The organism is Streptomyces sp. 6-11-2 (assembly GCF_006540305.1).
Classification (GTDB): domain Bacteria; phylum Actinomycetota; class Actinomycetes; order Streptomycetales; family Streptomycetaceae; genus Streptomyces.
The window spans coordinates 1,572,705-1,596,241 of record NZ_BJOR01000001.1; the positions used below are offsets into that span (position 1 = coordinate 1,572,705).

General features: G+C 72.0%; 25 protein-coding genes and 1 riboswitch. Of the genes, 10 read left to right on the forward strand and 15 right to left on the reverse strand.

Annotation, left to right across the window (positions count from 1 at the left end; all coding sequences use genetic code 11):
• Positions 1 to 34 precede the first annotated feature (34 nt).
• Positions 35 to 1,054 (reverse strand): asparaginase, encoded by a 1,020-nt coding sequence (locus TNCT6_RS06395; protein ID WP_141357452.1) that lies wholly within the window; start codon positions 1,052 to 1,054, stop codon positions 35 to 37.
• 221 nt (positions 1,055 to 1,275) lie between these two features.
• Here TNCT6_RS06395 and TNCT6_RS06400 point away from each other — a divergent pair, with 221 nt between their 5' ends.
• Positions 1,276 to 2,346: a LacI family DNA-binding transcriptional regulator gene (locus tag TNCT6_RS06400; protein WP_141357454.1), complete on the forward strand. Its 1,071-nt coding sequence runs from the start codon at positions 1,276 to 1,278 to the stop codon at positions 2,344 to 2,346.
• On the opposite strand, the gene TNCT6_RS06405 is transcribed toward TNCT6_RS06400, so the two are convergent.
• Positions 2,293 to 3,558, reverse strand: coding sequence for an MFS transporter (locus TNCT6_RS06405; protein ID WP_141357456.1), 1,266 nt, complete (start codon positions 3,556 to 3,558; stop codon positions 2,293 to 2,295). The genes TNCT6_RS06400 and TNCT6_RS06405 overlap by 54 nt on opposite strands.
• An 89-nt stretch (positions 3,559 to 3,647) precedes the next feature.
• On the opposite strand from TNCT6_RS06405, the gene TNCT6_RS06410 reads away from it, so the two are divergent.
• Together TNCT6_RS06410 and TNCT6_RS06415 are read left to right on the forward strand one after the other, a co-directional pair.
• Positions 3,648 to 4,424, forward strand: a complete 777-nt coding sequence (locus tag TNCT6_RS06410; RefSeq protein ID WP_141357458.1) for a DeoR/GlpR family DNA-binding transcription regulator — start codon at positions 3,648 to 3,650, stop codon at positions 4,422 to 4,424.
• Positions 4,421 to 4,993, forward strand: coding sequence for a histidine phosphatase family protein (locus tag TNCT6_RS06415; protein WP_141357460.1), 573 nt, complete (start codon positions 4,421 to 4,423; stop codon positions 4,991 to 4,993). Before TNCT6_RS06410 ends, TNCT6_RS06415 begins: the two co-directional genes overlap by 4 nt.
• Positions 4,994 to 5,049: 56 nt before the next feature.
• Here the strand turns inward: TNCT6_RS06415 and TNCT6_RS06420 are convergent, their stop codons facing one another.
• Together TNCT6_RS06420 and TNCT6_RS06425 are read right to left on the reverse strand one after the other, a co-directional pair.
• A complete protein-coding gene (locus TNCT6_RS06420; RefSeq protein ID WP_141357462.1) occupies positions 5,050 to 5,823 on the reverse strand; it encodes a CbtA family protein in 774 nt (257 codons plus the stop codon).
• Positions 5,824 to 5,844: 21 nt separating this feature from the next.
• Positions 5,845 to 6,063: a CbtB-domain containing protein gene (locus TNCT6_RS06425; protein ID WP_141357464.1), complete on the reverse strand. Its 219-nt coding sequence runs from the start codon at positions 6,061 to 6,063 to the stop codon at positions 5,845 to 5,847.
• A gap of 36 nt (positions 6,064 to 6,099) precedes the next feature.
• Positions 6,100 to 6,241: riboswitch (cobalamin riboswitch) on the reverse strand.
• A gap of 205 nt (positions 6,242 to 6,446) precedes the next feature.
• Here TNCT6_RS06425 and TNCT6_RS06430 point away from each other — a divergent pair.
• The gene (locus TNCT6_RS06430) at positions 6,447 to 7,559 is read left to right on the forward strand and encodes an aminotransferase class V-fold PLP-dependent enzyme (protein ID WP_141357466.1); all 1,113 of its coding nucleotides are present in this window, start codon (positions 6,447 to 6,449) and stop codon (positions 7,557 to 7,559) included.
• 27 nt (positions 7,560 to 7,586) lie between these two features.
• Here the strand turns inward: TNCT6_RS06430 and TNCT6_RS06435 are convergent, their stop codons facing one another.
• From TNCT6_RS06435 to TNCT6_RS06450, 4 genes are all read right to left on the reverse strand, one after another.
• A complete protein-coding gene (locus tag TNCT6_RS06435; RefSeq protein WP_141357468.1) occupies positions 7,587 to 8,843 on the reverse strand; it encodes an MFS transporter in 1,257 nt (418 codons plus the stop codon).
• Positions 8,840 to 9,982: a PLP-dependent cysteine synthase family protein gene (locus tag TNCT6_RS06440; RefSeq protein ID WP_141357470.1), complete on the reverse strand. Its 1,143-nt coding sequence runs from the start codon at positions 9,980 to 9,982 to the stop codon at positions 8,840 to 8,842. The genes TNCT6_RS06435 and TNCT6_RS06440 overlap by 4 nt, the downstream gene beginning before the upstream one ends.
• Before the next feature lie 120 nt (positions 9,983 to 10,102).
• Positions 10,103 to 10,534 carry a hypothetical protein gene (locus TNCT6_RS06445; protein ID WP_141357472.1) on the reverse strand — a complete coding sequence of 144 codons (432 nt, stop codon included), beginning with the start codon at positions 10,532 to 10,534 and terminating at the stop codon, positions 10,103 to 10,105.
• Between the two features lie 88 nt (positions 10,535 to 10,622).
• Complete coding sequence (locus TNCT6_RS06450) at positions 10,623 to 11,075, reverse strand: ATP-binding protein (RefSeq protein ID WP_141357474.1); 453 nt, start codon at positions 11,073 to 11,075, stop codon at positions 10,623 to 10,625.
• Positions 11,076 to 11,266: 191 nt separating this feature from the next.
• Here TNCT6_RS06450 and TNCT6_RS06455 point away from each other — a divergent pair, with 191 nt between their 5' ends.
• Both TNCT6_RS06455 and TNCT6_RS06460 read left to right on the forward strand, forming a co-directional pair.
• Positions 11,267 to 12,118, forward strand: coding sequence for a helix-turn-helix transcriptional regulator (locus tag TNCT6_RS06455; RefSeq protein WP_141357477.1), 852 nt, complete (start codon positions 11,267 to 11,269; stop codon positions 12,116 to 12,118).
• Positions 12,115 to 12,306: a DUF397 domain-containing protein gene (locus TNCT6_RS06460; protein WP_141357479.1), complete on the forward strand. Its 192-nt coding sequence runs from the start codon at positions 12,115 to 12,117 to the stop codon at positions 12,304 to 12,306. The genes TNCT6_RS06455 and TNCT6_RS06460 overlap by 4 nt, the downstream gene beginning before the upstream one ends.
• A gap of 58 nt (positions 12,307 to 12,364) precedes the next feature.
• On the opposite strand, the gene TNCT6_RS06465 is transcribed toward TNCT6_RS06460, so the two are convergent.
• The 6 genes from TNCT6_RS06465 to TNCT6_RS06490 are packed head-to-tail and all read right to left on the reverse strand — an operon-like array spanning position 12,365 to position 19,157.
• Positions 12,365 to 14,131, reverse strand: coding sequence for a CocE/NonD family hydrolase (locus TNCT6_RS06465; RefSeq protein WP_141357481.1), 1,767 nt, complete (start codon positions 14,129 to 14,131; stop codon positions 12,365 to 12,367).
• 18 nt (positions 14,132 to 14,149) lie between these two features.
• On the reverse strand, positions 14,150 to 15,091 hold the full coding sequence (locus TNCT6_RS06470; RefSeq protein ID WP_141357483.1) for an MBL fold metallo-hydrolase: 942 nt from the start codon (positions 15,089 to 15,091) through the stop codon (positions 14,150 to 14,152).
• A gap of 34 nt (positions 15,092 to 15,125) precedes the next feature.
• Positions 15,126 to 16,049, reverse strand: coding sequence for an alpha/beta hydrolase (locus TNCT6_RS06475; RefSeq protein WP_141357485.1), 924 nt, complete (start codon positions 16,047 to 16,049; stop codon positions 15,126 to 15,128).
• Between the two features lie 4 nt (positions 16,050 to 16,053).
• Positions 16,054 to 17,166 (reverse strand): NAD(P)/FAD-dependent oxidoreductase, encoded by a 1,113-nt coding sequence (locus tag TNCT6_RS06480; protein WP_141357487.1) that lies wholly within the window; start codon positions 17,164 to 17,166, stop codon positions 16,054 to 16,056.
• Positions 17,167 to 17,178: 12 nt separating this feature from the next.
• Complete coding sequence (locus TNCT6_RS06485) at positions 17,179 to 18,132, reverse strand: phosphotriesterase (protein ID WP_141357490.1); 954 nt, start codon at positions 18,130 to 18,132, stop codon at positions 17,179 to 17,181.
• 50 nt (positions 18,133 to 18,182) lie between these two features.
• Entirely contained in the window at positions 18,183 to 19,157 is a 975-nt protein-coding gene (locus TNCT6_RS06490; protein ID WP_141357492.1) for a phosphotriesterase, read from the reverse strand.
• Between the two features lie 244 nt (positions 19,158 to 19,401).
• On the opposite strand from TNCT6_RS06490, the gene TNCT6_RS06495 reads away from it, so the two are divergent.
• Genes TNCT6_RS06495 through TNCT6_RS06510 form a run of 4 tightly spaced genes read left to right on the forward strand, consistent with a single transcriptional unit; the run spans position 19,402 to position 22,833 of the window.
• Positions 19,402 to 20,574, forward strand: coding sequence for a cytochrome P450 (locus TNCT6_RS06495; RefSeq protein WP_141357494.1), 1,173 nt, complete (start codon positions 19,402 to 19,404; stop codon positions 20,572 to 20,574).
• Positions 20,571 to 20,759, forward strand: coding sequence for a ferredoxin (locus TNCT6_RS06500; RefSeq protein ID WP_141357496.1), 189 nt, complete (start codon positions 20,571 to 20,573; stop codon positions 20,757 to 20,759). Before TNCT6_RS06495 ends, TNCT6_RS06500 begins: the two co-directional genes overlap by 4 nt.
• Positions 20,756 to 21,898, forward strand: a complete 1,143-nt coding sequence (locus TNCT6_RS06505) for an NAD(P)/FAD-dependent oxidoreductase (protein WP_141357498.1) — start codon at positions 20,756 to 20,758, stop codon at positions 21,896 to 21,898. Before TNCT6_RS06500 ends, TNCT6_RS06505 begins: the two co-directional genes overlap by 4 nt.
• Positions 21,899 to 21,909: 11 nt before the next feature.
• Complete coding sequence (locus TNCT6_RS06510) at positions 21,910 to 22,833, forward strand: LysR family transcriptional regulator (protein WP_141357500.1); 924 nt, start codon at positions 21,910 to 21,912, stop codon at positions 22,831 to 22,833.
• 59 nt (positions 22,834 to 22,892) lie between these two features.
• Here the strand turns inward: TNCT6_RS06510 and TNCT6_RS06515 are convergent, their stop codons facing one another.
• Positions 22,893 to 23,501, reverse strand: a complete 609-nt coding sequence (locus tag TNCT6_RS06515) for a TetR/AcrR family transcriptional regulator (RefSeq protein WP_141357502.1) — start codon at positions 23,499 to 23,501, stop codon at positions 22,893 to 22,895.
• Positions 23,502 to 23,537 lie beyond the last annotated feature (36 nt).

Sequence of the window (23,537 nt, forward strand, 5' to 3'; positions counted from 1 at the left end):
TCAGGAAGTCGGGACGGGTCGGGGAGCCGGGAGGTCAGGCCGTCGGGAGTCGGTCAGGAGCCGGTTCGGACGAAGGGTCCCGTCCGGCGAGCCAGGCGCGGACGAGTGCGTCCGGCGACCGGCCGGGTACGGCGCTCGCGACGGCCAGCAGCAGCCGGGCCTGCCAGGGACTGAGGTCGCCGGCGAAGATCGCGCCGACCCTTTGCAGTTCGGCGCCGCCGCCCGCGTAGAGGGGTTCGACCGGGCCGGAGTGCACCCGTGAGCAGATGAGTACCGGATGGCCCGCCGCCACGGCCTCGGCGACCGCCTCCACCAGCTCCGGCCCGGCGTTGCCCGCGCCGACCGCCGCCACCACGACCCCGGCGGCGCCCGCGGCCAGGCTCGCCCGGACGAACAGCCCGTCCGCACCGGGGTAGGCCGGCACCACGTCCACCCGGGGCAGCCGGGGCAGGTCGAGATCGAAGGGCAGCCGCGGGCTGGGTCTCGGCTGCCACAGCGGGACCACGCGCCGGCCCACCACGCGGAGCGCCGGTCCACGTCCGGGCGCGGTGAAGGCGTGCGCCGACATGGTGTCGCTCTTGCGGACCCCGCGCGCGGGGAAGGCGAAACCGTCGAAGACCAGCAGCGGGCCGTGCCCGCGGGCGGCGTCGTCGGCGGCCACGGCGAGGGCGTCGCCCAGGTTGCCCGGGCCGTCGGCGGCGCGGTCGTCGAACGGGCGCTGCGCGCCGGTCAGCACGATCGGCCGCGGGTCGTCGAACGCCAGGTCGAGCAGGAAGGCGGTCTCCTCCATGGTGTCGGTGCCGTGCGTCATCACCACCCCGTCGGCGCCGTCGCGCAGTGTGCCGCGCACCTCGCGGGCCAGCGACAGCAGGTCGGCGGTGTCGAAGGCGTAGCTGCCCCGGGTGACCACGTCCCGCACGCTCACCTCCGCACCGTCCGGCAGCGGACCGACCGACGCGACCAGTTCTTCCGCGAGCACGGTCGCCCGGCGGCCCTCCGCCCCGGACCGGCTCGCGATGGTGCCGCCGGTTGCCACGACCTGGATACGACGCATGAACCCACTCTCCGCAATCGATTGCGGAGAGGCTATGCAAACGATTGCGTCCGGTCAATGGGTTGCCGCACACTTGTCTGGCCGGAGGGTTCGGGGATGTGCGAAGCTCAAGGGCGCGGCGCGGGGGCGCCTACGGGTTCCGGCAGGAGTCCGGCGGAGCCCGAGACCCGCCCAGAAGCACTGAGAAGCACCGAGACGAACCGAAAAGAGGGGCAGCGAGCGTGGATCGCCAGGGAGCGCGGGAGGGGGCCGGCACACACACCGGTCGTGCCCCGGTCACACTCGCCCAGATAGCCCGGCAGGCGGGGGTCCACGTCTCCACGGTGTCCCGGGCGCTGAGCCCGGACGAGAGCGTGCGGGGCGGAGTGGCCACCGACACCGCCACAGTGATCCGGGCGCTCGCCGAGGAACTCGGCTACCAGCGGGACCCGGCCGGGGCGGCGCTGCGCACCGGCCGCTCCCGGATGCTGGGCGTGCTCGTCCCGAGGCTGACCGACATCGTGCTCGCCACGATCTACGAGGGCATCGACGCGGCGGCGGCGGCCGCCGGCTACCACACGGTGGTCGCCAACACCGGCGACGACCCGGAGCTGCAGCGGCGCCGGGCCGACGCGCTGCTGGCCCGGCGCGTCGACGGCCTGGTACTCGGCGACGCCCGTTCCGACTCCGACCTCGTCGCCGAACTGGCCCGCCAGCACATCCCGTTGGTGCTGGTCTCGCGCCGGCTGCCGGGCCGGATCTCGGTGACCACCGACGACGTCCTCGGCGGCCGGCTGGCCGCGGAGCACCTGCTGGAACTCGGCCACCGTCGGGTCGCGGTGGTGGCCGGAGAGCCCTACGCCAGCACTGGGGCGGAGCGCACCCAGGGCTTCCTCGACGCGTACGCCGAGGCGGGCCTGCCGGTGCCCGAGAGCCACGTCGTGCGGTCCCGCTTCGACGTGCCCGGCGGCCGGGCGGCGGCCGAGCGGCTGCTGGCCCTGCGGCCGCGGCCCACCGCCGTCTTCGCGGTCAACGACTTCGCGGCGATCGGCGTGATGGCGGCGGTCCGGGACGCGGGCCTCACGGTGGGCCGGGACGTGGCGATCGTGGGTTACAACGACGTCCCGCTGGCGGCGGCCCTCCCGGTGTCCCTGACCTCCGTGAGCTCCCCGATGTACCGGATGGGGGAAGTGGCGGCGACGACGCTGGTCAACATGCTGAACGGCAAGCCGGGCCGCTCCCGGCGGCTGCGCCCCGCCCTAATGGCCCGCACCTCGACCCTCGGCGGCACCCCGCTCACCCCGGAGGGGTGACACGGCCGGAGGCCCCGCCTCGGGGACCGGCCCCCGGCCCGCGACCGTGCTCCCCCGCTGCCGCAGCACTCCCGCCGTCGCGGCCGCGACCACGCAGCAGGCCACGGGGAGGAAGAAGGTCAGGTTCAGCGGGACCAGGCGGGTGAGCCAGCCGATGACGGCCGGTCCCGCGAGCATGCCGAGGTAACCGAGTCCGGCGACCTTGGAGACGTTGGCGCCGGCGGCATCGGCGTCGGCGTGACCGGCGGCGCTGAAGAGCTGGGGGACGCAGCCGGAGAGCCCGGCGCCGAAGAGCGCCCAGCCGGCCAGGGCGAGCGGAATCCAGGGCGACAGGGCTGCCGCCGCCATGCCGACGGCAGCAACCGAGGCGCCGTAACGCAGGATCGCGGCCGGGCCGAAGCGGGCCGAGATACGGTCGGCGAGCAGGCGGCCGATGGTCATCGTCGCGGCGAACGCGCCGTAGGCGAAGGCCGCCGTGCTGTCGGAGGCGCCGAGGACGGTCCGCAGGTGCAGCACGCTCCAGTCGTTGGCGACCCCCTCGCACAGCATGACCATCAGCGCGAGGACGGCCAGGATCCAGATACGGGTACGAGCCGGGGCCGTCTGCCCAACCGGTCCGCCGGACTCGGTCCCGGCATCCGCGGCCGGTCCCGCGGCGGTGGGCAGCAGGCCCGGGGCGGCGCACACGGCGACCACCACTCCCAGTACGGCCGCCGTGCCGAGCGTCGCCGCCGGGGTCCAGCCCGCGCTCGCGACGGCGGCACCCGCGAGGGCGGCCACCACGCCGCCGACGGAGAACGTGGCGTGGAACGCGGACATCACCGGGCGTCCGTACGCCTTCTCGACCTGGACGGCGTGGGCGTTCATACTCACGTCCAGGCAGCCGTTGCCGAACCCGAGCACGATCAGGGCTCCGGCGAGCATCCACGGCTCGGAGGCCAGTCCGGGCAGCACGAGGGCGGCACTGCACAGGACACCGGAGGCGGGCACGACGATCCGGGTGCCGAGGCGGTCGGCGACCGGGCCGGCCAGCTGCATCCCCACGAAGGCGCCCGCCCCGAGCAGGAGCAGGAAGCCGCCCAGGACGGCGTGGCTGACGCCGACGCGGTGCTCGATGGGCGGGATCTGCACGATCCACATCCCCAGCAGGGTCCCGTTGAGGATGAAGTACGTGAAGGTCGCCAGACGCGCCGCGCGAAGTGTTCGCTCCATGGAGCGAACGTATCGAACATGAACCTTGTTTGAAAAGCGCAGGTTCTCACAGTGTTCCTGTTTACTGGCGCATGGTGTTCAATCGGCGCATGGGGAACACGGGCCGTCTGAGGCAGATCACGGACGCGGTGCGCGAGGCGGGCAGCCTCGGCGTCGGCCAGTTGGCCGAACTCACCGGGGCCTCGGAGATGACCATCCGCCGCGACCTGGAGACCCTGGCCGCCCAAGGTGTGCTGGAACGCTTCCGGGGCGGCGCCCGGACCCTGCTGCTGCGCGGCGAGGAGCCCCCCTTCCCCCTGCGCGCGCAGGAGGGCACGCGGATCAAGCAGCGCATCGCCGCGGACGCGGCCGCGCTGATCGCCGACGGGGAGACGGTCGTCCTCGACAGCGGCACCACCTGCCTGGAAGTGGCCAGGGCACTGCGCGGCCGGCGGGTGACCGTGATGCCGCTGTCGCTCCAGGCCGTCGACGCGCTCGCCGACAGCCCCGGGCAGACCGCCCTCCTCGTGCCCGGCGGCCGGCCGCGTCCGGGCGAGGGGGCCCTCACCGGACCCCTGACACTGGCCTCGCTGGCGGCTCTGCGCTTCGACACCGCCGTCATCGGCTGCTGCGGGCTGACCGCACAACAGGGCCTGACCGCATACGACTTGGACGACGCGGCGGTGAAGCGGGCCGCGATCGACTCCGCCCGGCGCGTGCTCGCCGTGGCCGACGGCACCAAACTGTCCCGTACGGCGCACGCCTTCGTCGCACCGGTCTCGCGGCTGCACACCCTCGTCACCGACGATTCCGCGCCGCCCGGCGAGGTCGAGGCGATCCGCGCCGCGGGCACCGCCGTCAACACCGCACGGTGGGAGTGCAGTTGACCAGCCGAGTCACTCTCGTCTCGCCCGCGACGAGCCCGTCGCTGCGGCAGGCCCGGTTCGACGACGGCGACTCGATCGACGACGGCGGGACGGCCAGGGCCCGTTCGGCCGCCGGGTCGCTGCCCGCGGCCGCCCGCGTGCTCCTGTCCCCGAGCGCGCGCTGCCGGGAGACGGCGTCGGCACTCGGCCTCGATGGCGTGGCGGTACGAGAGTTGGCCGGTCTGGACGCGGGCCGCTGGCGGGGCCGGACCCTGGAGGAGGTGATGGCCACCGAGCCGGAGGCGGTGGGCCGCTGGCTCGCCGACCCCGACTGCGCGCCGAACGGCGGGGAGTCGGTGCGGGACGTGTGCGAGCGGGTCGGGCACTGGCTGGACAGCGCACGGGACACCGACGGCCGTACGCTCGCGGTGGTCGAACCGGAGGTCGTACGGGCCGCGGCCGTCCATGTACTGGGCCTGCCCGCGTCCGGCTTCTGGCGGCTGGACGTACCTCCGTTGACGGCAACGGAGTTCAGTGGACGGGCCGGCCGCTGGAATCTGCGGCTCGGACAGCCGCTGGCGGCGCCCTGAGGAACGCGACAGGGCCCCCGGACGGTTCCGAAGGGCCCTGTCGTGTGCCGAAGGGGTCAGTGCGCGGCCGGAACCGCGCGCCCGGTCGTGGCCGTCGCCGGCCGGGGATTCAGCAGTCGCCCGGCCAACTCGCCGAAGAGCAGCCCGAATCCGCCCCATAGGACGGCCTGCGTGGCCAGGGCGGAGAGCCGGAACCGCCACAGCAGGGTGGCCGGGAAGTCCGCCGGCACCTCGTTGACGGTGGGCAGGAAGGCGTACGCCAGACCGATCACCAGGGCGAAGGCGGCCACCGCGGCCACCGTCGCGTACCACGTGCCCAGCGCGGGCGCGAGGCGCTTGCCCAGGATTGTGGCGGCGATCGCGAGGAGGACGCTGAGCAGCATCATCAGGAAGTACAGGGTCGTGCGCTTGCCGATGGTGTCCCCCTGGCCGACCGCGGGTGGGTTGGCCGGGTACTTCAGGAACGGCACGACGTACACCGCCAGCAGCGCGCAGCCGGACAGCAGCAGCGCGGTCGCCCGCGGGGAGAAGCGGCCCACGCGGCCCAGCGCGAAGCAGAAGGCGAGCGCGGCGATGCCGCCGAAGGCGACCCCGTAGACCAGGACTCCGGTGGCGAGACCGGCCGTGGACTGGAGGGAACGGGAGACGACTTCCACCTCGTCATGGGAGTGGGAATGGGAATGGGAATGGGCGTGCACCTCCTCGAGGCCGATCGCCTTGTCGACGAACGGCTCCCCGAGGAAGTAGGCGACGACCAGGGCGAGCACGCCGGCGGCAAGGCCGGCGAGCATGCCCCGTACCAGGAGGTTTCTTACGGTTGCGGAGTTCATGAGCGTGCGGTGACCCTCGCCTCAGTGGCAGGGGAAGCCGAGCAGGTGGCGGGCGTCGTGCACCCACTCGTGGACGTCCGTGCCGCTGAACACGGAGGTGGCGCCCTGCTCGGCGCCGACGAAGTAGAGCAGGACCAGCATGAGAACGCCGAAGAAGACCGCCCAGGGAGCTATCGCCTTCAGCGGCAGCGTGGCGGGAACGGCGGGGGTGGCGGTCGGCTGAGCGACGGTCTGCGCCATGGCAGAACCTCCTCTGGGAGTTCGCGTCCCATCTCGGTGGTGCACAGGACGACAGCCACGGGTCTGACTCACGAACACCCCGGGGGCGTTCGCATACAGTGGCGCGACCGTGCCGGATTCCCACCGGCTTCCGTCGTGCCGTCGTCGATATCGCACAGACGGTATCGCGTGCCGCGCGCCCGGCCAAGACCGCGACCCCGGACGTGATCTTCTCCACCGGGCCGCCTCCACCTGCTCACGGATCACCTCACCATCAGGGCGGCGGGGCCCCGGCGGCCGTGAATCGGACGCTCCAGCGCTGTGGCAGGATGCGCGGGCGAGCTCTGCTCCACCGCCCGCCGCGCCACTCGATCCGCACGCATCACCCCGGAGGGACGAGCCCCGTGCTCACGTCGTACGCCGCCCACTTCGACACTCCCGCCGGGTACCTGGACTTCGCACGCTTCGGGCCGCCCTCCCGCGACGCCGTCACCGCCACCGCGCGCGCCCTGGAGGCGTCCGCCCACGCCGACCACACCACCGTGGACGCCCTGATGCGCGCGGAGGAGACGGCGCGGGACACGGCCGCCCGCCTCGCCGGCACCGACGCCCGGCACACGGTGCTCCTCCCGAACGCGTCCACCGGTCTGTTCCACGCCGCGCTCGGCATCAGGGAGGGCGTGGTCCTCGCGCCACGCTCCGACTTCCCCGCCAACCACTACCCGTGGCGCCGCTCCGCGGACCTGGGCCGGGCCACGCCGCGCTGGATCGACCCCGCACCCGGCTCCGGAGTCACCCCCGATCTGGTCCGCTCCGCGCTGACCGACGACGTCGTGGCCGTGTCGGTCAGCGCCGTGGACTTCCGCACCGGGTTCCGTGCCGACCTGGCGGCGCTGCGTGAGGCGATCGGGCCCGACCGGCTGCTGATCGTGGACGCCATCCAGGCGTTCGGGGTCGCTGCCCTGCCCTGGGACGCCGCCGACGTGGTGGTCGCGGGCGGCCAGAAATGGCTGCGCGCCGGATGGTCGACCGGCTTCGCCACGCTGTCCGACCGCGCCCTGGAATCCCTGGAGCCGGTCCTCACCGGCTGGACGGGCGTCGAGGACGTCGGCCTCTTCGACGGAGCCGAGCACCCGCCCGCCCCGGACGCAGGACGGTGGTCGATCACCAATCTGAGCCCGGTGACGGCCGCCGCGTTCGCGGCCGCGCTGGACCTCGTCGAGCGGCACACCGTCGCCGCGATCGAAGCCGCGGTCGCCACACGGATCGCCGAACTCACCGAGGTCGTCGCGGCGTGCGGCGGCCGCGTCCTCTCCCCCGCCGACCCGGCGCGGCGCGCGGGCGTCCTCTCCTTCACCCTGCCGGACCACGATCCGTCCCTCGTCGCCAAGGCGCTGCACGCCGAAGGCGTCACCGCGACCGTGCGCACCGACTCGCTCAGGCTGTCCCCGCACGCCTCGACCCCGCCGGAGGCAGCCGAACGGGTCGCCACCGCACTGTCGTCGCTGGGGAGTTGACCCCGCGGGTCGGCGACCTCCTTTCCGTCAGGCGGGGGTGGGCTCGGGCTCTGCCTGGGTGGTGAGCCGGCCGGCCCGGGCGAGCGCCGCGACCGAGGCGGCGCAGACGAGTCCGGTGGCGGTCAGGGCCGTCCAGGTCACCCAGAGGGCATGGTGCCGCTGGGCGAAGTCCCACAGCGCGCCGGTGACGAGGTTGCCCAGGGTGATGCCCAGGCCGGAGACGGTGTTGTAGAGGCCGTAGTAGGTGGCGACCAGACGGTTGCCCGACAGGGCGACGACGGTGTCCATCTCGAACGGGTAGACCACGGCGGAACCCACCGCGAGCAGGACCACCGCGGTCACCAGCGCGACCAGCGCGGCCCCCGAGGAGCCGCGCGGGGCGAGCGCGAGCGGCAGGAAGGCCAGCCCCATCACGGCCAGTCCCCGCACCAGCGCCTGACTGGGTCGCCACCGCTGCTTGGCCCAGCCGGTCAGGCGCAGCTGGCCGACGACGGCCACCGCGGCGGAGACGATGAAGAGCCCGCTGGTGACCGCCGTGCCGTTCGCCCCCAGGGCGTCGGCCGCTGCCAGCGGGAGGGCCAGGTACACCTGGAAGGTGAGCACGTAGGAGCCGATCATGGCGGTGGCGAAGAGCAGGAAGGGGCGGTTGGACACGACCGTCCGCCACTGCGCGAGCACGCTCTCCTGCCGGGCCGCGTCCGCCGTGTGACCGCGCCGGGCGGGCAGGGCGCGCCACTGCAGCACGGTGAGTACGGCGAAGATGCCGGCGGCGGTCGTGCACACGAGGCGGAAGTCGGCGGCGAGCAGGGCGAGCCCGACGAGTGGGCCGAGCAGCATGCCCGCCTGGTAGAAGACGTTGAAGGCGGCGAAGGCGTCCACGCGCCGTTCGCCCGCCTCGACGGCGAGGTAGGCGCGGACGGCGGGGTTGAACAGGGCGCCGGCGAAGCCGGTGGCGGCGGAGGCCGCGATCAGGGCGGGGAGGTTGTCGACCCAGCCGAGCAGGCCGAAACCGGCGGTGCGCAGCAGGCAGCCGGCCATGATCGGGGTTTTGTAGCCGAGGCGGTCGGCGAGCGTGCCGCCGATGAGGAACATGCCCTGCTGGGAGAAGTTGCGCACGCCCAGCACGAGCCCGACGGCCCAGGCGGCGAGGCCGAGTCCGTCGGACAGGTGGGCGGCGAGGTAGGGCATGAGCATGTAGAAGGCGAGGTTGATGGCGAACTGGTTGGCCATCAACAGCCGTACGGCGGGCGGGAAGGAGCGGGTCTGCCGCCACAGGTCCTTCATCGCCCGGCCCTCGCGAGTTCCGGCGCATCGCCGCCGACGGCGAGCGGGTCGACGACACGGGTGCAGCGGGTCCAGCGGGACACGGTCCGTTCGCCCGGATCACCGATCTCTTCCGGGTCGTCGGCGGGCAGGTGTCCGAGGAGGCCGTGCTCCCGGCAGTACGTGTCGTCGAAGACGGTGCCGACATAGCGTTGCGGGCCGTCGGGGAAGACCGCGACGATCCGTTCCTCGGCGGGCAGGGTGCGGGCCAGCCAGCGGGCGACGAGAGCGACGGCGCCGACGCTCCAGCCGCCGGTGGCGTAGTGGTCGCGGGCCAGGAGGCGCGCCGCCCACACCGCCTCGGGGGCGGCGACCCAGTGCACCTCGTCGAACAGGTCGTAGGCGACGTTGCGGGGGTGGATGCTGGAGCCGAGTCCGCGCATCAGGCGGGGCGCGGCGGGCTGCCCGAAGATCGTCGAGCCGGTGGTGTCCACCCCGGCCACGCGCAGCCCCGGGAAGAAGCCGCGCAGGACGGAGCCGATGCCGGCGGAGTGGCCGCCGGTGCCGACGGAGACGACGAGGCTGTCGATACGGCCGAGCTGGGCGACGAGTTCGTGGGCGAGCGGGGCGTAGGCGGCGACGTTGTCGGGGTTGTCGTACTGGTCGGGGCACCACGCGTCCGGGTGGGCGGCGAGCAGTTCCTCGACCCGGTGGCGGCGGGCCTCCTGCCAGCCGCCGACCGGGTGCGGGGTGGTGACGACGTCGACTTCGGAGCCGTACGCCGTGAGCAGGCCGGTCATCAGTGGTTCGATCGCCGGGTCGGTGACGACGGTGACGGGGTGGCCGAAGGTGGCGCCCGCGAGGGCCAGCCCGAGACCGAGGGTGCCGGAGGTCGACTCCACGATCCGGGCGCCGGGCAGCAGCCGGCCGCGTTCGCGGGCGACTCGGACCATGTGCAGGGCGGTGCGGTCCTTGATACCGCCGGGGTTGTGGCCTTCGAGCTTGGCCCAGAAGCCGCGCCCGGCGGCGGTGAAGGGCTCGCCGATCCACAGCACGGGGGTGTCGCCGACCAGTCCGGCGGGCGTGCGCATGGGGCGTTTGGCGTCGGCCAGGAGCTGGGCCGGGCAGGCAGGGACGGAGGTGCGGATGGGGTGGTTCATGGCGTGCTTCTCCTGCGGCCGGGACCGTGAACGGCCGCCGGTCGTGTGGGGGCGGGAAGAGGGCGGGACCGATCGGCTGCCGTTCCCCGCGTCGGGGGCAGGGCTCGGCAGCGGGGCCGATCAGGTCCGCCACACGCCGAAGAGGGCTCGCGCGTGCCCGGGCGAGGTGTTGCCGGGTTCGGGAGCGGCTGCGGGGATTCGCGCCGGGAGCGGCGCGGCCGGGGTGTGGTCGGCGGTCAGGACGTCGTGGACCGCGGGGTGGGCCGGGGAGGCGTCTCGCGGGAGTTGCGCGGTCGGCTCGTCCCCGTCCCAGCAGTGCACGTCGCCGTCGTGTGCGGGGGCCGAGGTCCGGACGTCCGCCCGGTGCTGGTCCTGAGGTGTCTGTCCGTAGGCGGCAAAGGCCACGAGCGGGGTGTCGGTCCGTGCCGCGCCGGTGGGTGTCGGGCCGTGGGCGCAGGCCAGTACGTGCATGAGCGCGGCCAGCAACAGCACGAGCACCGCTCCGGTCCGTGACGCGGAGCGGCGGCGTCCGAAGATCGACCCGGCCAGCATGAACACGAACAGTAGTCGGTCATGTACGTAAAGTTCTTGTCAAAGGTCAGGGGTCGACCGGGTTCCGCTGCCGACGCGCGGCTGGATGTCAACACCCTGGTCGTGCACTCGGGCACAGGGCGCACTCGGCCCATACCGTCTTGCCGGGGCCGAGGCGGTCCCGTACGCCCCAGTCGACGGCGAGCGCGTCGACGAGGACCAGGCCACGGCCCCCGTCCCCGTCCGGGCCGGGAGCCATGCGCGCCGGCCGGGCGGGGTGGGTGTCGGTCACCTCGATCCGGACGACGCCCCGCCCCTCCTCGAAGGACAGGGCGAGAGCGAAGTCACGCCCCGGGACACGGCCGTGGAGAACGGCGTTCGCGGCGAGTTCGGCGACGACGAGGGCGACGGTGTCGTGCGCTTCGGTTCCTCGCGGGTGCCCCCACTCGGTGAGCTGGTGCGCGGCGAGCAGCCGGGCGAGGCGGGCACCGCGCCGGGTGGTGGAGAAGCGCTGCGTGAACGTGCGTACGGGGGTGGCGGATCGGCGGTTCAGGGCTGGCATGCGGGCCAGTTTGCCGACAGTTGACAGGTCGTCGGCAGGTCCGCCGCTGATACAGATCACGCTGTACCGGTTCACGCGCTGGACTGGGTCGGTCGCCGTGCGTGAGCATTGATCGGTCTGGCGTGGCGCAGCCCGGACGACGAACGGTACGGCACGGGTACGGCCCGGCGGCACAGGGGAAGGCGGCTGCGATGACGACGGACAACGGTGGCGGAGTGGGCGGGGGCTGCGAGCCGGAACTCTCCGACAGCCTGAAGACCTTCGGCGCGGTCCTCAAGGCCCTGCGGGAGGAAGCCGGCCTGACACAGGAGCAGTTCGCTCCGCTGGTGCGCTACTCGCCCGCGTACATCGCCAAGATCGAGCAGGGGAAGCGCTTCCCGCCGAAGGAACTGCTGAAGCGGTCGGACGAGGTCCTGGGCGCGGTCGCGGCGCGAGTGCTGGGGGCCGCGGCGAAGAGCCTGACGCGGAAGGCGGGGCCGGCGTCCTGGTTCCGGCAGTGGGCGGGGATCGAGGAGGAGGCGATCTCGCTGTACGCGTACGAGTGTCGGGCCGTTCCGGGGTTGTTGCAGCCCGAGCCGTACATCAGGGCCGTCTTCGACCGCAGGCTTCCCCCTGTCACGGAGGAACAGCTCGACCGCGAAGTCGCCGCACGTCTCGATCGCCAGCAGATCATCATCCAGCGGCCCAACACCGCGTTCAGCTTCGTCATCGAACAGGCTGTCCTGGAACGAAGCCTTGGAGGAAGCGAGGTGACGAAGGCCGTTGTCAGTCACCTGCTGACCATGGGCCGACTGCGCAACGTCGAGATCCAGCTCATGCCGCTCCGTCAGGAAGATCACTGCGGAGTCGATGGCCATATGTACTTGGCCGAGACACCTGACCATCGGTGGCTCGGCTACACCGAAGGGCAGCGGTCGAGCAACCTGATCAGCGCGCCCAAGGACGTAAGTGTTCTGCTCCAACGCTATGGCAAGCTGCGTTCGCAGGCCCATGATTGCAGGGCCACGGTGAGCCTGCTGGAACAAATGCGAGGAGCGCTATGAGCACCACTCAACAGAACTGGTTCAAGAGCAGCTACAGCGGAAGCGAAGGCGACAACTGCATCGAGGTCGCCTTGCGCCCTGAGGCCGTTCTCGTCCGGGACTCGAAGGACACGGACAGGCAGGCGCTGGCCGTATCCCCCGACGCCTGGGCGGCGTTCACGGCACTGGCTGCCGACTCGCACCACTGAGTGCCCCGGGAGGCGAGCCGCCGGGGGTACGGCGGTCCCCCGGTCGGCGTCGGCCTCGTCAGGAGCCGCTGCGCCGATCTCCGTCCTGATCGCGCGCAGAGCCCCCCGTGACCGTCGTGAACGGCAGCACCAGCCGGGAGGGGTGTGCGGCGTCGCGGTAGATCTTGTGGGTGACGGGGCGGCCCACCGGCAGGTGGAAGGCGTCCGGCGGCAGCAGCGCGTTGTGCGCGTCGGCCAGCGGCTCGTCGTTGGAGAGCTCCACGACCAGCTTGTGGCCCGGCAGGAACGTCGCCGCGAACGGGTAGACGCGCAGCACGTACTCCTCGATCTTCCCCGGCTCGACCGGCACCGCGCGGGTGTGCGGGTGGTAGGGGTCGCCCTCGGTGGTGCGCTCCTCGTCGAGCTCGCGGTGCGAGGCCTTGAGGTAGGCGGTGGTGATGAGCTGGCGCTTGCCGCCCGGGGCCTCGTCCCACATGCGCAGGATGAAGTTGGTGTCGGGCTGGTCGATCTCCGCGAACAGGTGCGCCGCGCCCTGGCCGATCATCTCGGTGGGCTCGGTGAACGGCTCGGTGCTCCAGCTGAGCATCTCCACCTTGTCGGTGACCGTGAGCGGCGCCTGGTAGAAGCCGTCGGGGACGGCGTGCTCGGCGCCCATGGGCTCGGGCTCGAAGGAGAGCTTGTGACGCGGGCGGAGGTAGAGCGGCTTGTGCTCCACGGCCTTCGGCGGCCACTGGGCCCCGGTGACGTACTGGCGTGAGCCCTCGACGTGCACGGTGACGGCGGGCTCGTTCATGATCCCGTTGTCGATGCCCTTGATCCAGTAGTCGTACCAGCGGAACATCTTGTCGTGCTCTTCGACGAAGGGGCGCGACTGCATGGGCGGGTACGGACCGATGTCCAGCTTCTTGGGGCCCTTGAGGCGGTTGAAGACCTCGATGGTGCCGTCCATCGTCCAGCCGCGGCCCTGGTCGATCTGGAGCCAGACCGGGATGTCGATGTCCGGCGCGAGGGTGACGGGGTTGCGTTCCTCGTACCACTCGCCGTCGACCTCGTTCATCACGATGTCGAACCAGGCCTCGTGGTTCTTGGGGTAGTTCAGCACGTGCACCAGGTTGGGCCAGGCGGCCACGTCCGGGTCCCGCAGGCGCTCGGCGACCCGCTTCTTGATCTCTTCGGGCGAGCAGGTCTCCAGCATGCGGGACTTGACGCCGTCGGTGAAGGCCCAGCCGGAGTCGCCGCCGCGCCCTTCACGGGCGGCGCGCGGCATGAACCACATGACGCCACCGTGGTAAGTGGTCTCGTAGAAGTCGTAGTGGCCGCCGCTGACGAAGATCGCCTTGAGGCTCGGCGGACGCTCGGCCGCCGCCAGTACCTGCATCGAGCCGAAGTAGGAGATGCCGATCATGCCGACGTTGCCGTCGCACCACGGCTGCGCGGCGACCCACTCGATGAAGTCGTACGCGTCCTGGCCGAGCGAGACGCCACCGGCGTTGTAGTTGCCGATGTGCTCGCCCTCGGAGGCGCCGGAGCCGCGCAGGTCACCGATGACGTGGACGTAGCCCTCCTGGACGACGCGCGCGATGTCTCCGGCCTCGATGCAGCCGTCCCACATGGGGCTCGGCCGGCGCTGCGGCGGGGTCGTCAGGGCCAGGGCCTGGAGCTCCTTGCCGTACGGGCTCAGGGCCACCAGCGCGGGCCGCGGTGTGTCGTCCGCACCGCTGTACGCGTCGGCCACCAGCGTGACGCCGTCGCGCATCGGCACCTGGAGATCCTTGCGGACGGCGATCGACTGCTCGCCCGCGCGGATCGTGTGAAGGTCAGTCATGGGTGTGAAGCTCCTGTGTTACGCGTTCTGTTCGAGGTGCGTGCGGTAGCCGGCCATGGAGGTGAAGAACGGCGACGGCTCGAGCGCGGGGTCCCCGGTGTAGCCGAGCTCCTCGGCGGCACGGGCGAACGGGGAGTACGGCGAATCCGTCTCCCGCAGGCCCGCCTCCAGGCATCCGCAGGCGGCCGCGGCGACACGGGCCTCGATGTCCAGGCTCTGGGTGATTGCCTCCTGGGCCTGCGCCTCGTCGAGCTCGACGCCGTACGGTGTGCCGTCGACGCGACGGTAGGGGTGCCCCAGGTAGAGGTGCCGCGGGCGGATCTCGTCCCGCAGGTACTCCAGGCCGGCGCGGTAGGCGACCGGGTCCGTGTAGCCCGGGAAGCCGTTCGCCGCCCCGTGGACCTGGACGGCGTCTCCGGTGAACGCCGAGCGCTGTCCGTCGACGACGTAGGCGACCGATCCGGGTGTGTGGCCCGGTACGGAGTGCACCGACACGGTGACGTCACCGCCGAGGGAGAGGGTCTCGCCGCCCTTGACCAGCAGGGAGGGCTCCATCTCGCCGGAGATGACGGCCTCCGTGGCGGCCGTCACCTTCGCCTCGCCCTCGGGGTCGTCCAGGTACCGGCCCCGTCCCGCGAGGTACTCCTCGACGTGGGCCCGGCGCGAGCGGAGCATCGGTGCGTCGGCCTCGTGGATGACCACCCGGGCGCGCCGCCCGGTGAGCTCCCACAGAGCGTGCGCTCCGCCGACGTGGTCGATGTGACCGTGGGTCAGCAGGATCCAGCGCACGTCCTCGATGCGGCGTCCGATGGCCTCGAGCGCGGGAGCCATCCCTTCGGCGGGCGACGAGGCGATGCCGGTGTCGACGATCGCCGGCTCGGGTGCGTCGATGAAGAAGCTGTAGAGACCGAACCGGCCCCAGGGCGAGACCAGGGGGTGGACGGTGACTGGGTGCGTCATGCTTTCCTACTCCGCTCGTGCACGGGCCGGCCGGTCAGCTGCGGCCGAGGAAGTCGCGTGTCTGCGTGAAGACCGCGTGGTACTCCGGGATCCAGGAGAAGTGCTGGACGAAGCCGTGGCCCGCTCCCTCGTACCGGCTCACCGTCGCCTCCACACCGGCTTCGCGCAGCCGCTCGCCGTACAGCTCGCCCTCGTCGCGCATCGGGTCGTGCTCGGCGGTGACGACCAGCGCGGGCGGCAGACCGGTGAGGTCGGTCCGCTTGATCGGCGACACCAGCGGGTCCGCGGGGTCGGCGCCGCTGTCGAGGTAGAAGGCGTTGAAGGGCTTCAGCCCCGCCGTCTCCAAGCCGTAACCCACCGCGTTCTCCCGCAGCGACGGGTAGTGGTCGACGTCGAAGTCCAGGTCGAGCGAGGGGTAGTAGAGGATCTGGTGGGTGATCCGGTCGAAGCCGTCGTCGTGCGCCCGGGCGGCGACCGCGGCGGCGAAGGTGCCGCCGGAGCTGTCACCGGCGACGGCGAGGGTCGTACCGTCCCAGGCCAGGCCCGTACCCTCCTCGGCGACCCAGCGCACGACCGCGTAGCAGTCGTCGAGACCCGCCGGGAAGGCCGCCTCGGGTGCCAGGCGGTAGCCGACGGAGACGACCTTGAGCCCGGTCTCCTTGGCCAGTGAGCGCGCGACGTGGTCGTGGGTCTCCAGGCTGCCGAGGAAGAACGCGCCGCCGTGGAAGTAGACCAGCACGCCGTAGCTGTCGGCCTCGACAGGGGTGTGGATCCGTACCGGTACCTCGCCGGCGGCCGTCTTCGCCGTCACGTCGTCGACCGCGTGCAGCGGCAGGCGCTCCTCCAGGGGAGCGACGTGCGCCTCGTCCGCGGCACGCATGGCGACCGGGTCGAGCGGGCCCTCGAGCGGGGCGGGCAGGCTCGCGAGGAATCCGGCGATCTCGGGATGCAGCGTCATGGTGTCACTCCTGTCCGGCAGCGGCGGGCTTCTGGCCGGGGAAGACGTCGTCGATCTCGTCCTCGGTCCAGCCCTGGCGCGAGATGGCCTGCAGTTCGTCGGTCACGGGCTTGCGGGTGGCCTGGTACAGGGCCAGTCCCTCCTTCAGGGACGCGGCCTGGCGCAGGGCGTCGGCGAGCGCCCCGGCGTCCTCGATGGCCGAGTTCGCGCCCTGCCCCTGGTGGTGCAGCATCGAGTGGGCGGCGTCGCCGACGAGGACGACGGAGTCGGAGTGCCAGGTGTCGACCGGGTCGATGTCGTAGACGGCGCGGATGTTCACGGTGCCCATGTCGAGGTCGCGCGTGATGCTCACGAGGCGCTCGTCGAAGCCCTCCACCGTCTTCAGCAGGTCGTCCTTCGTGACCTGCGGGTTCCAGGTGCCGTCCGGGCACAGGGCGGTGATGTCGAACGACACCTGGCCCCGGTGCCGCAGCGGCAGCAGGTAGATCTTCGTGCCCTTGCCGATGTACATCCGGAGGTTGTCGTCGACGACCATGCCGTGGGCGTCGTCCACGGGGATGACGGCACGGTAGGCGTGCTCGCCGGAGAACACCGGGCTCCTGTCGCTGAACAACTGCCGGCGCACGACCGACTTGATGCCGTCGGCGCCGACGACGAGGTCCGCCTCGACCGTCCTGCCGTCCGCGAAGGTGAGGACGGAGCTGTCGCCCTTGTCCTCGACGGTCCGCAGTTTGTGCCCGAGGTGCACCATGCCCTCGGGCAGCACGCCCAGCAGGGCGTCGATGAAGTCGCCGCGGTGGATGAGATGGGTGTGGGTCTGGTCCCCGGCGGCCGGCCACGCCTCCTTCATGATCGGTTCACCGGTGGCGGTGAGGATCTCGAAGTACTCGCTGGGCGAGCTGACCTTCGCGATCGCCTCGAAGATGCCCCACTGGCGGAACCGGTTGATGGTGGCGGGGCGCAGACCGATGCCGGCGCCGACCTCGCGGATCTGGTTCGCCTGCTCGTAGACGTTCACGTCCGCGCCGAGCAGGCTCAGGGCCTTGGCTGCCGCCGCGCCGCCGTATCCCGCTCCGACGACCGCGATCTTCAGGTTCTTCAGGTCCGAGGACTGCATGGTGGTTCTCTCTTACTTCTGGATGGTCAGGAAGTCGGCGGGGTTGTCGACGAAGATCGTCTTGATGGTGGCCTCGTCCAGGCCGGCGGCGCGGAGGTCCGGGATGAGGTCGTCGAAGATGTAGTTGACGGTGTGCCCCTTGACGCCCGGCCAGCCCAGAGGGCTGCAGTTGGCGTCGGCGGAGGCGAGGACCTGCCGCAGCCGGCCGTCGCCGATGAACCGCAGGAAGTGGTCCAGCCGTTCCTTGCGGGGGCGGGCCCAGAACGGCGGGTCCGGCAGCTCGGTCTCGTAGCCGAACGTGTCGAAGCCGATGCGGCCGCCCTGCTCCGCGATCCAGACGTCGCGCGTCTTGTCGGCGTTCACCCCGTCGTCGACATGCCCGAACAGCACGCGGTCGAGCGGCAGGCCCTCCTCGTTGAAGATCGCGATCGCGTTCTCGGCGTCGATCGCGAGGTGGGTGAGGATCGGCACGCCGGTGGTGAGCGAGGCGCGGGCCGCGGCGCGGTAGATGCGCTTGTCCAGGTCCGTCATACGGCCGCCGCGGCTCACGCCGACCTTGATGACTCCGGCCAGGCTGCCGGTGGAGCCGATACCGACGGTGATCTCGTGGACGAACTGCCGGGTGAGGTAGTCGACGTCGGCGCGGGCGAAGTGCGGCAGAGCGGTGTCGCCGCCGACGAAGCCGGTGCAGGCGACGATGTGGACGCCGGTCTTCGCGGACAGGGACTTGTAGTAGTCGACGTCACGGCCGTTGCAGATGCCGGTCGCGTCGACGAAGGTGCCGCCGCCGAGCTCGTGGAACCTGCGCAGCTTCGGGACGGTCTCCTCGTAGCGCTGCTCGGGCGTCTTCCACCACTTCGTGTCCAGCTCGGAGCCGGGCATGCCGTACCCGATGTGCTCGTGGATCGCCACGAGACCCAGCTCCTCGGCGGGGATCGGCCCCAGAACTGTGTTCACTCTCGACACAACACTCACCTTTTGAGAAGAGGACTTGACGGTCGTTCGGGCCGGCGCGCTCAGCGCACCGCGAGCAGGTCGCGCGGGTTGGCCACGAGAATCCGCCGCACGTCGTCGTCGCCGAGGCCCCGCGCCTTCAGCAGCGGCACGAAGGCGGTCAGGACATGGCTGTACGGCAGGTCGTTGGCAGGGTGCCCCTTGGCCACCCCGGTCGCGCTGGCGGAGAGCAGGATCCGGTCGCCGAGACCGGTCTGCACGAGGACGGCGACCAGGGCGGCGCGCTCGGCGTCGGTGAGGTGCTCGGCGTCCTCGGTGCCGACGTGGTCGAGCGCGACGTAGGCGCCGCGGCCGGCGACCTTCGCGGGCGCGCCGGCGGCTACGGCGTCCTTGCGGTCCAGCCCGCCGACGACGACCCGGTCGGCCGGCAGCTTCTCGTCGAGCACGATGTCGAGGTCGTGGACGGCGTCGGCGCCGTACCGGACGGAGACCGCGACGCCGGTGGCGAGGGCGGTGCGGGCCGCGCCACGCAGGAGGCTCTCGTCGGTCGCGGTCGTGCCGGTCCGCGTCGCGGCGGTGGCCACCAGGCCGGCGGGGCCTCGGCGCTCCACGCGCGGGACCACCATGCCCTCGGTGATCTCCGGGGTGAAGAGGTCGGCGAACCTCTCGGCCGGCCACGGCGTCGGCGGGTTGGTCTGCGGCGTGAGGAAGTACCCGCCGAGCAGTTCCTCGGGGCCCTGGCCGGTCGAGGCGACGATGTGCACACCGGTCGTGCGGGACAGGGTTTCGTACAGCCGGACGTCCCGCCCGTGGAACATGCCGGTGCTGTCGACGATCGTGCCGCCACCGTGAGCGCGGAAGTCCCTCAGCTTCGCGGCCAGCGTCTCGAAGATCTCGGCGCGGTCGAGGGTGACGTCGAAGGCGTGCTCCGCGCCCGGGAGCACCGACAGCAGCGCCTCGTGGACCGAGACGACGCCCAACTGCTCGGCCGGCACCGGGCCCAGGACGGTGTTCACGGTGTTGCTGTTCACGCTCATGACTGCCTCACGTGTCCGGTGTGGGGTGCGGCGGTGCACCCTGTGGCTGCTGTCACAGTAGCCATTCGGTTTACATAGCGTCAATGAAACGAACACCACGAAAAAACACTGCACAGAAGGTTGCATGGAGGTGGAAAATCAGAGCACGAGGAACACGGCGGGGATGACGCATGAATGGCGTGCATGTGGCGCCATGTAAATCATTCATTTGATCGATGTGGTGTCGGCCACTTCACTGAGGGCCATGAGCACTCCGCCCACCTCCGACGTCGACCTCTTCGCCGACCAGGTCGTCCTGGACCCCTGCCCCGTCCACGCCGAGCTGCGGGAACAGGGCCCCGTCGTCCACCTGCCGAAGAACGGCGTCTACGCGCTGACGCGGTACGACGTCATCCGCGGCGCGCTCGCGGACTGGGAGTCGTTCTCCTCGACCTCGATCGCTTTCAACCCGATGGCCAACCAGGCGCTGACGGGCACCTCGCTCGCGTCCGACCCCCCGGCGCACACCCGGCTGCGCGCCACACTCACCGAGAACCTCTCACCGCGCGCCCTGCGCGGCCTGAAGGGCCGGATCGAGGCGAAGGCGGACGCCCTGGTCGCCGAACTCGTCGAGCAGGGCTCCTTCGAGGCCGTCGACGCACTCGCCCGTGCCTTCCCGCTGGAGGTCGTCGCGGATCTGATCGGCTTCACCGGTCACGTACGCGACAACATGCTGCGCTGGGGCCAGGCCGCCATGCAGGTCCTCGGCCCGATGAACCAGCGCACGGCCGAGAACTTCCCCATCGCCGGGGAACTGTACGCCTGGTGCTCCGAGGTCACGGCCGACGACCTGGCCGAGGGCTCCGTGGGCCGCGGCATCTTCGACGCCGAGGCGCGCGGTGCCATCCCCGAGGGCACGGCCGGCCACATCATCCACCAGTACCTGGGCGCCGGCGTCGACACGACCGTCGCGGCGATCGGCAACGTCGTCGCCCTCTTCGCCGCGCATCCCGACCAGCTCGACCTGGTCCGCGCCGAACCGTCCCTGATACCGGGGGCGTTCAACGAGGTGCTGCGCTTCTGGTCGCCCGTCAACGTCTGGGGCCGGCTCGCCACCCGGGACGTCGACGTCGAGGGCACCGTCATCCCGGCGGGCGCGCAGATCGCGGTACTGCTCGGCGCCGGCAACCGCGACCCCCGGCACTACGACGACCCGGACACCTTCCTGGTCGAACGCAACCCGGTCGACCACCTGTCGTTCGGTTACGGCCCGCACGGCTGCGCGGGCCAGGGGCTCGCCCGCCTGGAGGCCCACGCCGTGATCGAGGCACTCTCCCGGCGCGTCAAGCGCCTCGTCGCCGGCCCCGAGGTCCGTGTCCCCAGCAACATCACCCGGAGCATCGAGGAGCTCCCCGTCCTGGAGGTGATCCCCGCATGAAGATCGTTCTCGACCGCCCCCGGTGTGAGGGCCACGGCCTGTGCGAAGAGGCCGCCCCGCAGCTCATGCACGTCGACGACGACGGCGAGCTGGTGCTCGACCGCGAGGAGATCGACGAGGCCGACGCCGCCCTGGCGAACGCCGCCGCCCGGGTGTGCCCGGTCGCCGCGCTGAGGGTCGAATGAGCGCCGGCACCCTGGAACGCGTCGTCGTCGTGGGCAACGGGATCGCCGGGCTCACCGCCGCCGACACGCTCCGCGAGGCCGGATTCGACGGCGAGCTGACCGTCGTCGGCGACGAGACGCACCCGGCGTACAGCCGCCCCGCCCTGTCGAAGGCGCTGCTGCTCGACGGCGACGACACGTCCTCGCACGCGCTCCCGCCGCCCGGCCACGGGGCGACCGAGCTGCTGGGCGTGCGCGCGACCGGACTCGACCTCGACCGGCGGCTCGTCACGCTCGACGACGGCGCCGCCCTGCCGTACGACCGCGTCGTCCTCGCCACGGGCTCCCGGGCGCGGCGGCTGTCCGGGCTGCCCGACGAGGTCACCCTGCGCGGACTGGACGACGCGCTGACACTGCGCCGCCGCCTGGCGGACCGGCCCTCGGTCCTCGTCGTCGGCGGCGGACCGCTCGGCATGGAGCTCGCCTCGGGCTGCCTGGCCGCCGGCTGCCGGGTCACCCTCGTCTCCCAGGGGGTGCCGCTGTCCGCCCAGCTCGGTCCGCACCTCGCCGGTGTCTTCGCCGCCGCAGCGCGCGACCGGGGACTCACCGTCGTAGAAACCCGCGGGGCCCGGGTCGAGGGGCGTGCGGGCGACGCCCGGGTCGTGCTGGACGACGGCGCGGTCCTCGATGCGGAGGTCCTGCTCACGGCCGTCGGCGACGTGCCCAACACGGAGTGGCTCGCCGGCACCGGTCTCGTCGTGAACGGCGCCGTCCCGGTCGACTCGCGGGGCCTCGCCCGCCCCGACGTCGCGGCCGTCGGCGACCTCGCCGCCTTCCCCACCCCGCGGGGCCTGCGCCGCATCCCCCTGTGGAGCAGTGCCATCGAGCAGGCGAAGGCCGCCGCCCGGGCACTCGTACACGGCGAGGACGCGCCGCCGCTCGCGTTCCAGCCGTACTTCTGGACCGAGCAGTTCGGGCTGACCCTCAAAGCGGTGGGACACCTGCCGGCGGCCGGGGAACCCGCGTACGCCGACGGAGAGCCCGGCGGCGGACCGGCGTTGATGACCTGGTCGCAGGAGGACGGCACCACCACGGCCGTGGCCCTCGACTACCGCATCCCCATCCCCCGGCTGCGTCGCATGACCCGGGCGGCCGCGTAGGGTCTCGGTCCATGAGCAGCGACGTGGAGGGCACCCCGGCTTCGGGGCTGGACCGGCTGGCGTCGGTCAATCTCAACCTGCTGGTGCCCCTCCTCGCGCTGCTGGAGGAGCGTTCGGTGACCAGGGCGGCGGAACGGGTCGGGCTGTCGCAGCCCGCCATGAGCCACGCCCTCACCAGGATGCGGCGTCTGCTGGGCGACGAGCTCGTCGTCCGTCAGGGCAGCGGCGTCACGCTCACCCCACGGGCGCTGGAGCTGATCGCGCCGCTGCGCAGTGCGCTGCAGCAGACGGCGCAGATCGTCGACTTCCCCTGCTTCGAACCCGCCACGGACGAGCGGGTCATCACGGTCGCCATGACGAACAGCACGGCGTTCGTCATCGGCCCCCGGCTGACGCGCCTCGTCGCGGAGCGCGCGCCGCGCGCCACGCTGCGCGTGCGGACGATCACGGTGCCGACCGAGGCCACCTTCACCGAAGGGGGTGTCGACGCCGTGCTGATCTCCGAGGGGCACTTCTCGCCGTATCCGCGCGAGCGGCTGTACGACGACCGCTGCGTGGTGGTGGCTTCGCCGGAAACCCCGCCGCAGGCGAGTGCGCTCGATCTGCTCACCACCGAGCCGCACATCGTGGTCGACACCGACCGGCGGGTCTTCCCTTACTCGGTGCTGGAGGACAAGGGGATCCCCTACCGCGTCGGCCAGTGGATCTCCGACTTCCTGCTGGTGCCGTTCCTCGTGGCCCGCGCCGGCGGCGTCGCGCTCCTGCGGTACCGGGTCGCCGCCACCATGCGGACGCTCGCCGACGTGCGGATCGAGGAGTTCCCGTTCCCGCTGCCCGGGCTCGGCATCGACATGGTGTTCAACCCGCGCCTGTCCGACCGGTCCTTCGTCGCATGGCTCCGGGCGCTGCTGTTCGACGCCGCGGCCGAGATCTGAGACCGGCCCGGCTCGCGGCGGCGGTCAGGTCAGGTCAGGTCAGGTCAGGTCAGGTCAGGTCAGGTCAGCAAGCGCACCCAGCTGGTGCTGAGCTCGTCGAGCATCTGCTCGCGCGTGAGCTTCCAGTCCGCACCGTCCCAGTGCTGGGCGACGTAGTCCAGCTCGGCCATCGCCAGTACACCCCGGAAGCGGCGCTGATGGGGGGCGAAGCGCCCGGCCGCCGTCAGTCCGTCCTCGATGTCGCTGATGGCCTCCTCCAGCCATCGCTCCACCAGGTCGACAAGTTCCGGATCGACCGCCGCGGCATCCCGGCCCACGCGGATGATCGGCCGGATCGCCGGCCAGCTGTCGGCGGTGCGCCGCAGCCAGGCGGTGAACGCCTCCGGCGTCCCGTCGGCCACGGTCGCGACCAGGCCCTGGGCCGTGGAGCCGTGCTCGGGGGAACTGACGCGCTGCAACGCCTCGTTGAGCTGCTCGTCGATGAGCGCCTTCATCAGCTCACTGCGGGAGGGGAAGTACGCGTAGAACGTCACCCGGGTGGTGCCCGCCGCGGTCGCGATGTCGTCGACCGTGGTGGCGGCGTACCCCTTCGTCTTGAACAGCTCGAGTCCCGACTCCAGCAGCAAGCGGCGCGTCATCTGCTTCTGCGCCTGTCGAAGGTTCGCCATGCCGGGATCCTAACGCGCCGCCGCACGGCGACCGTA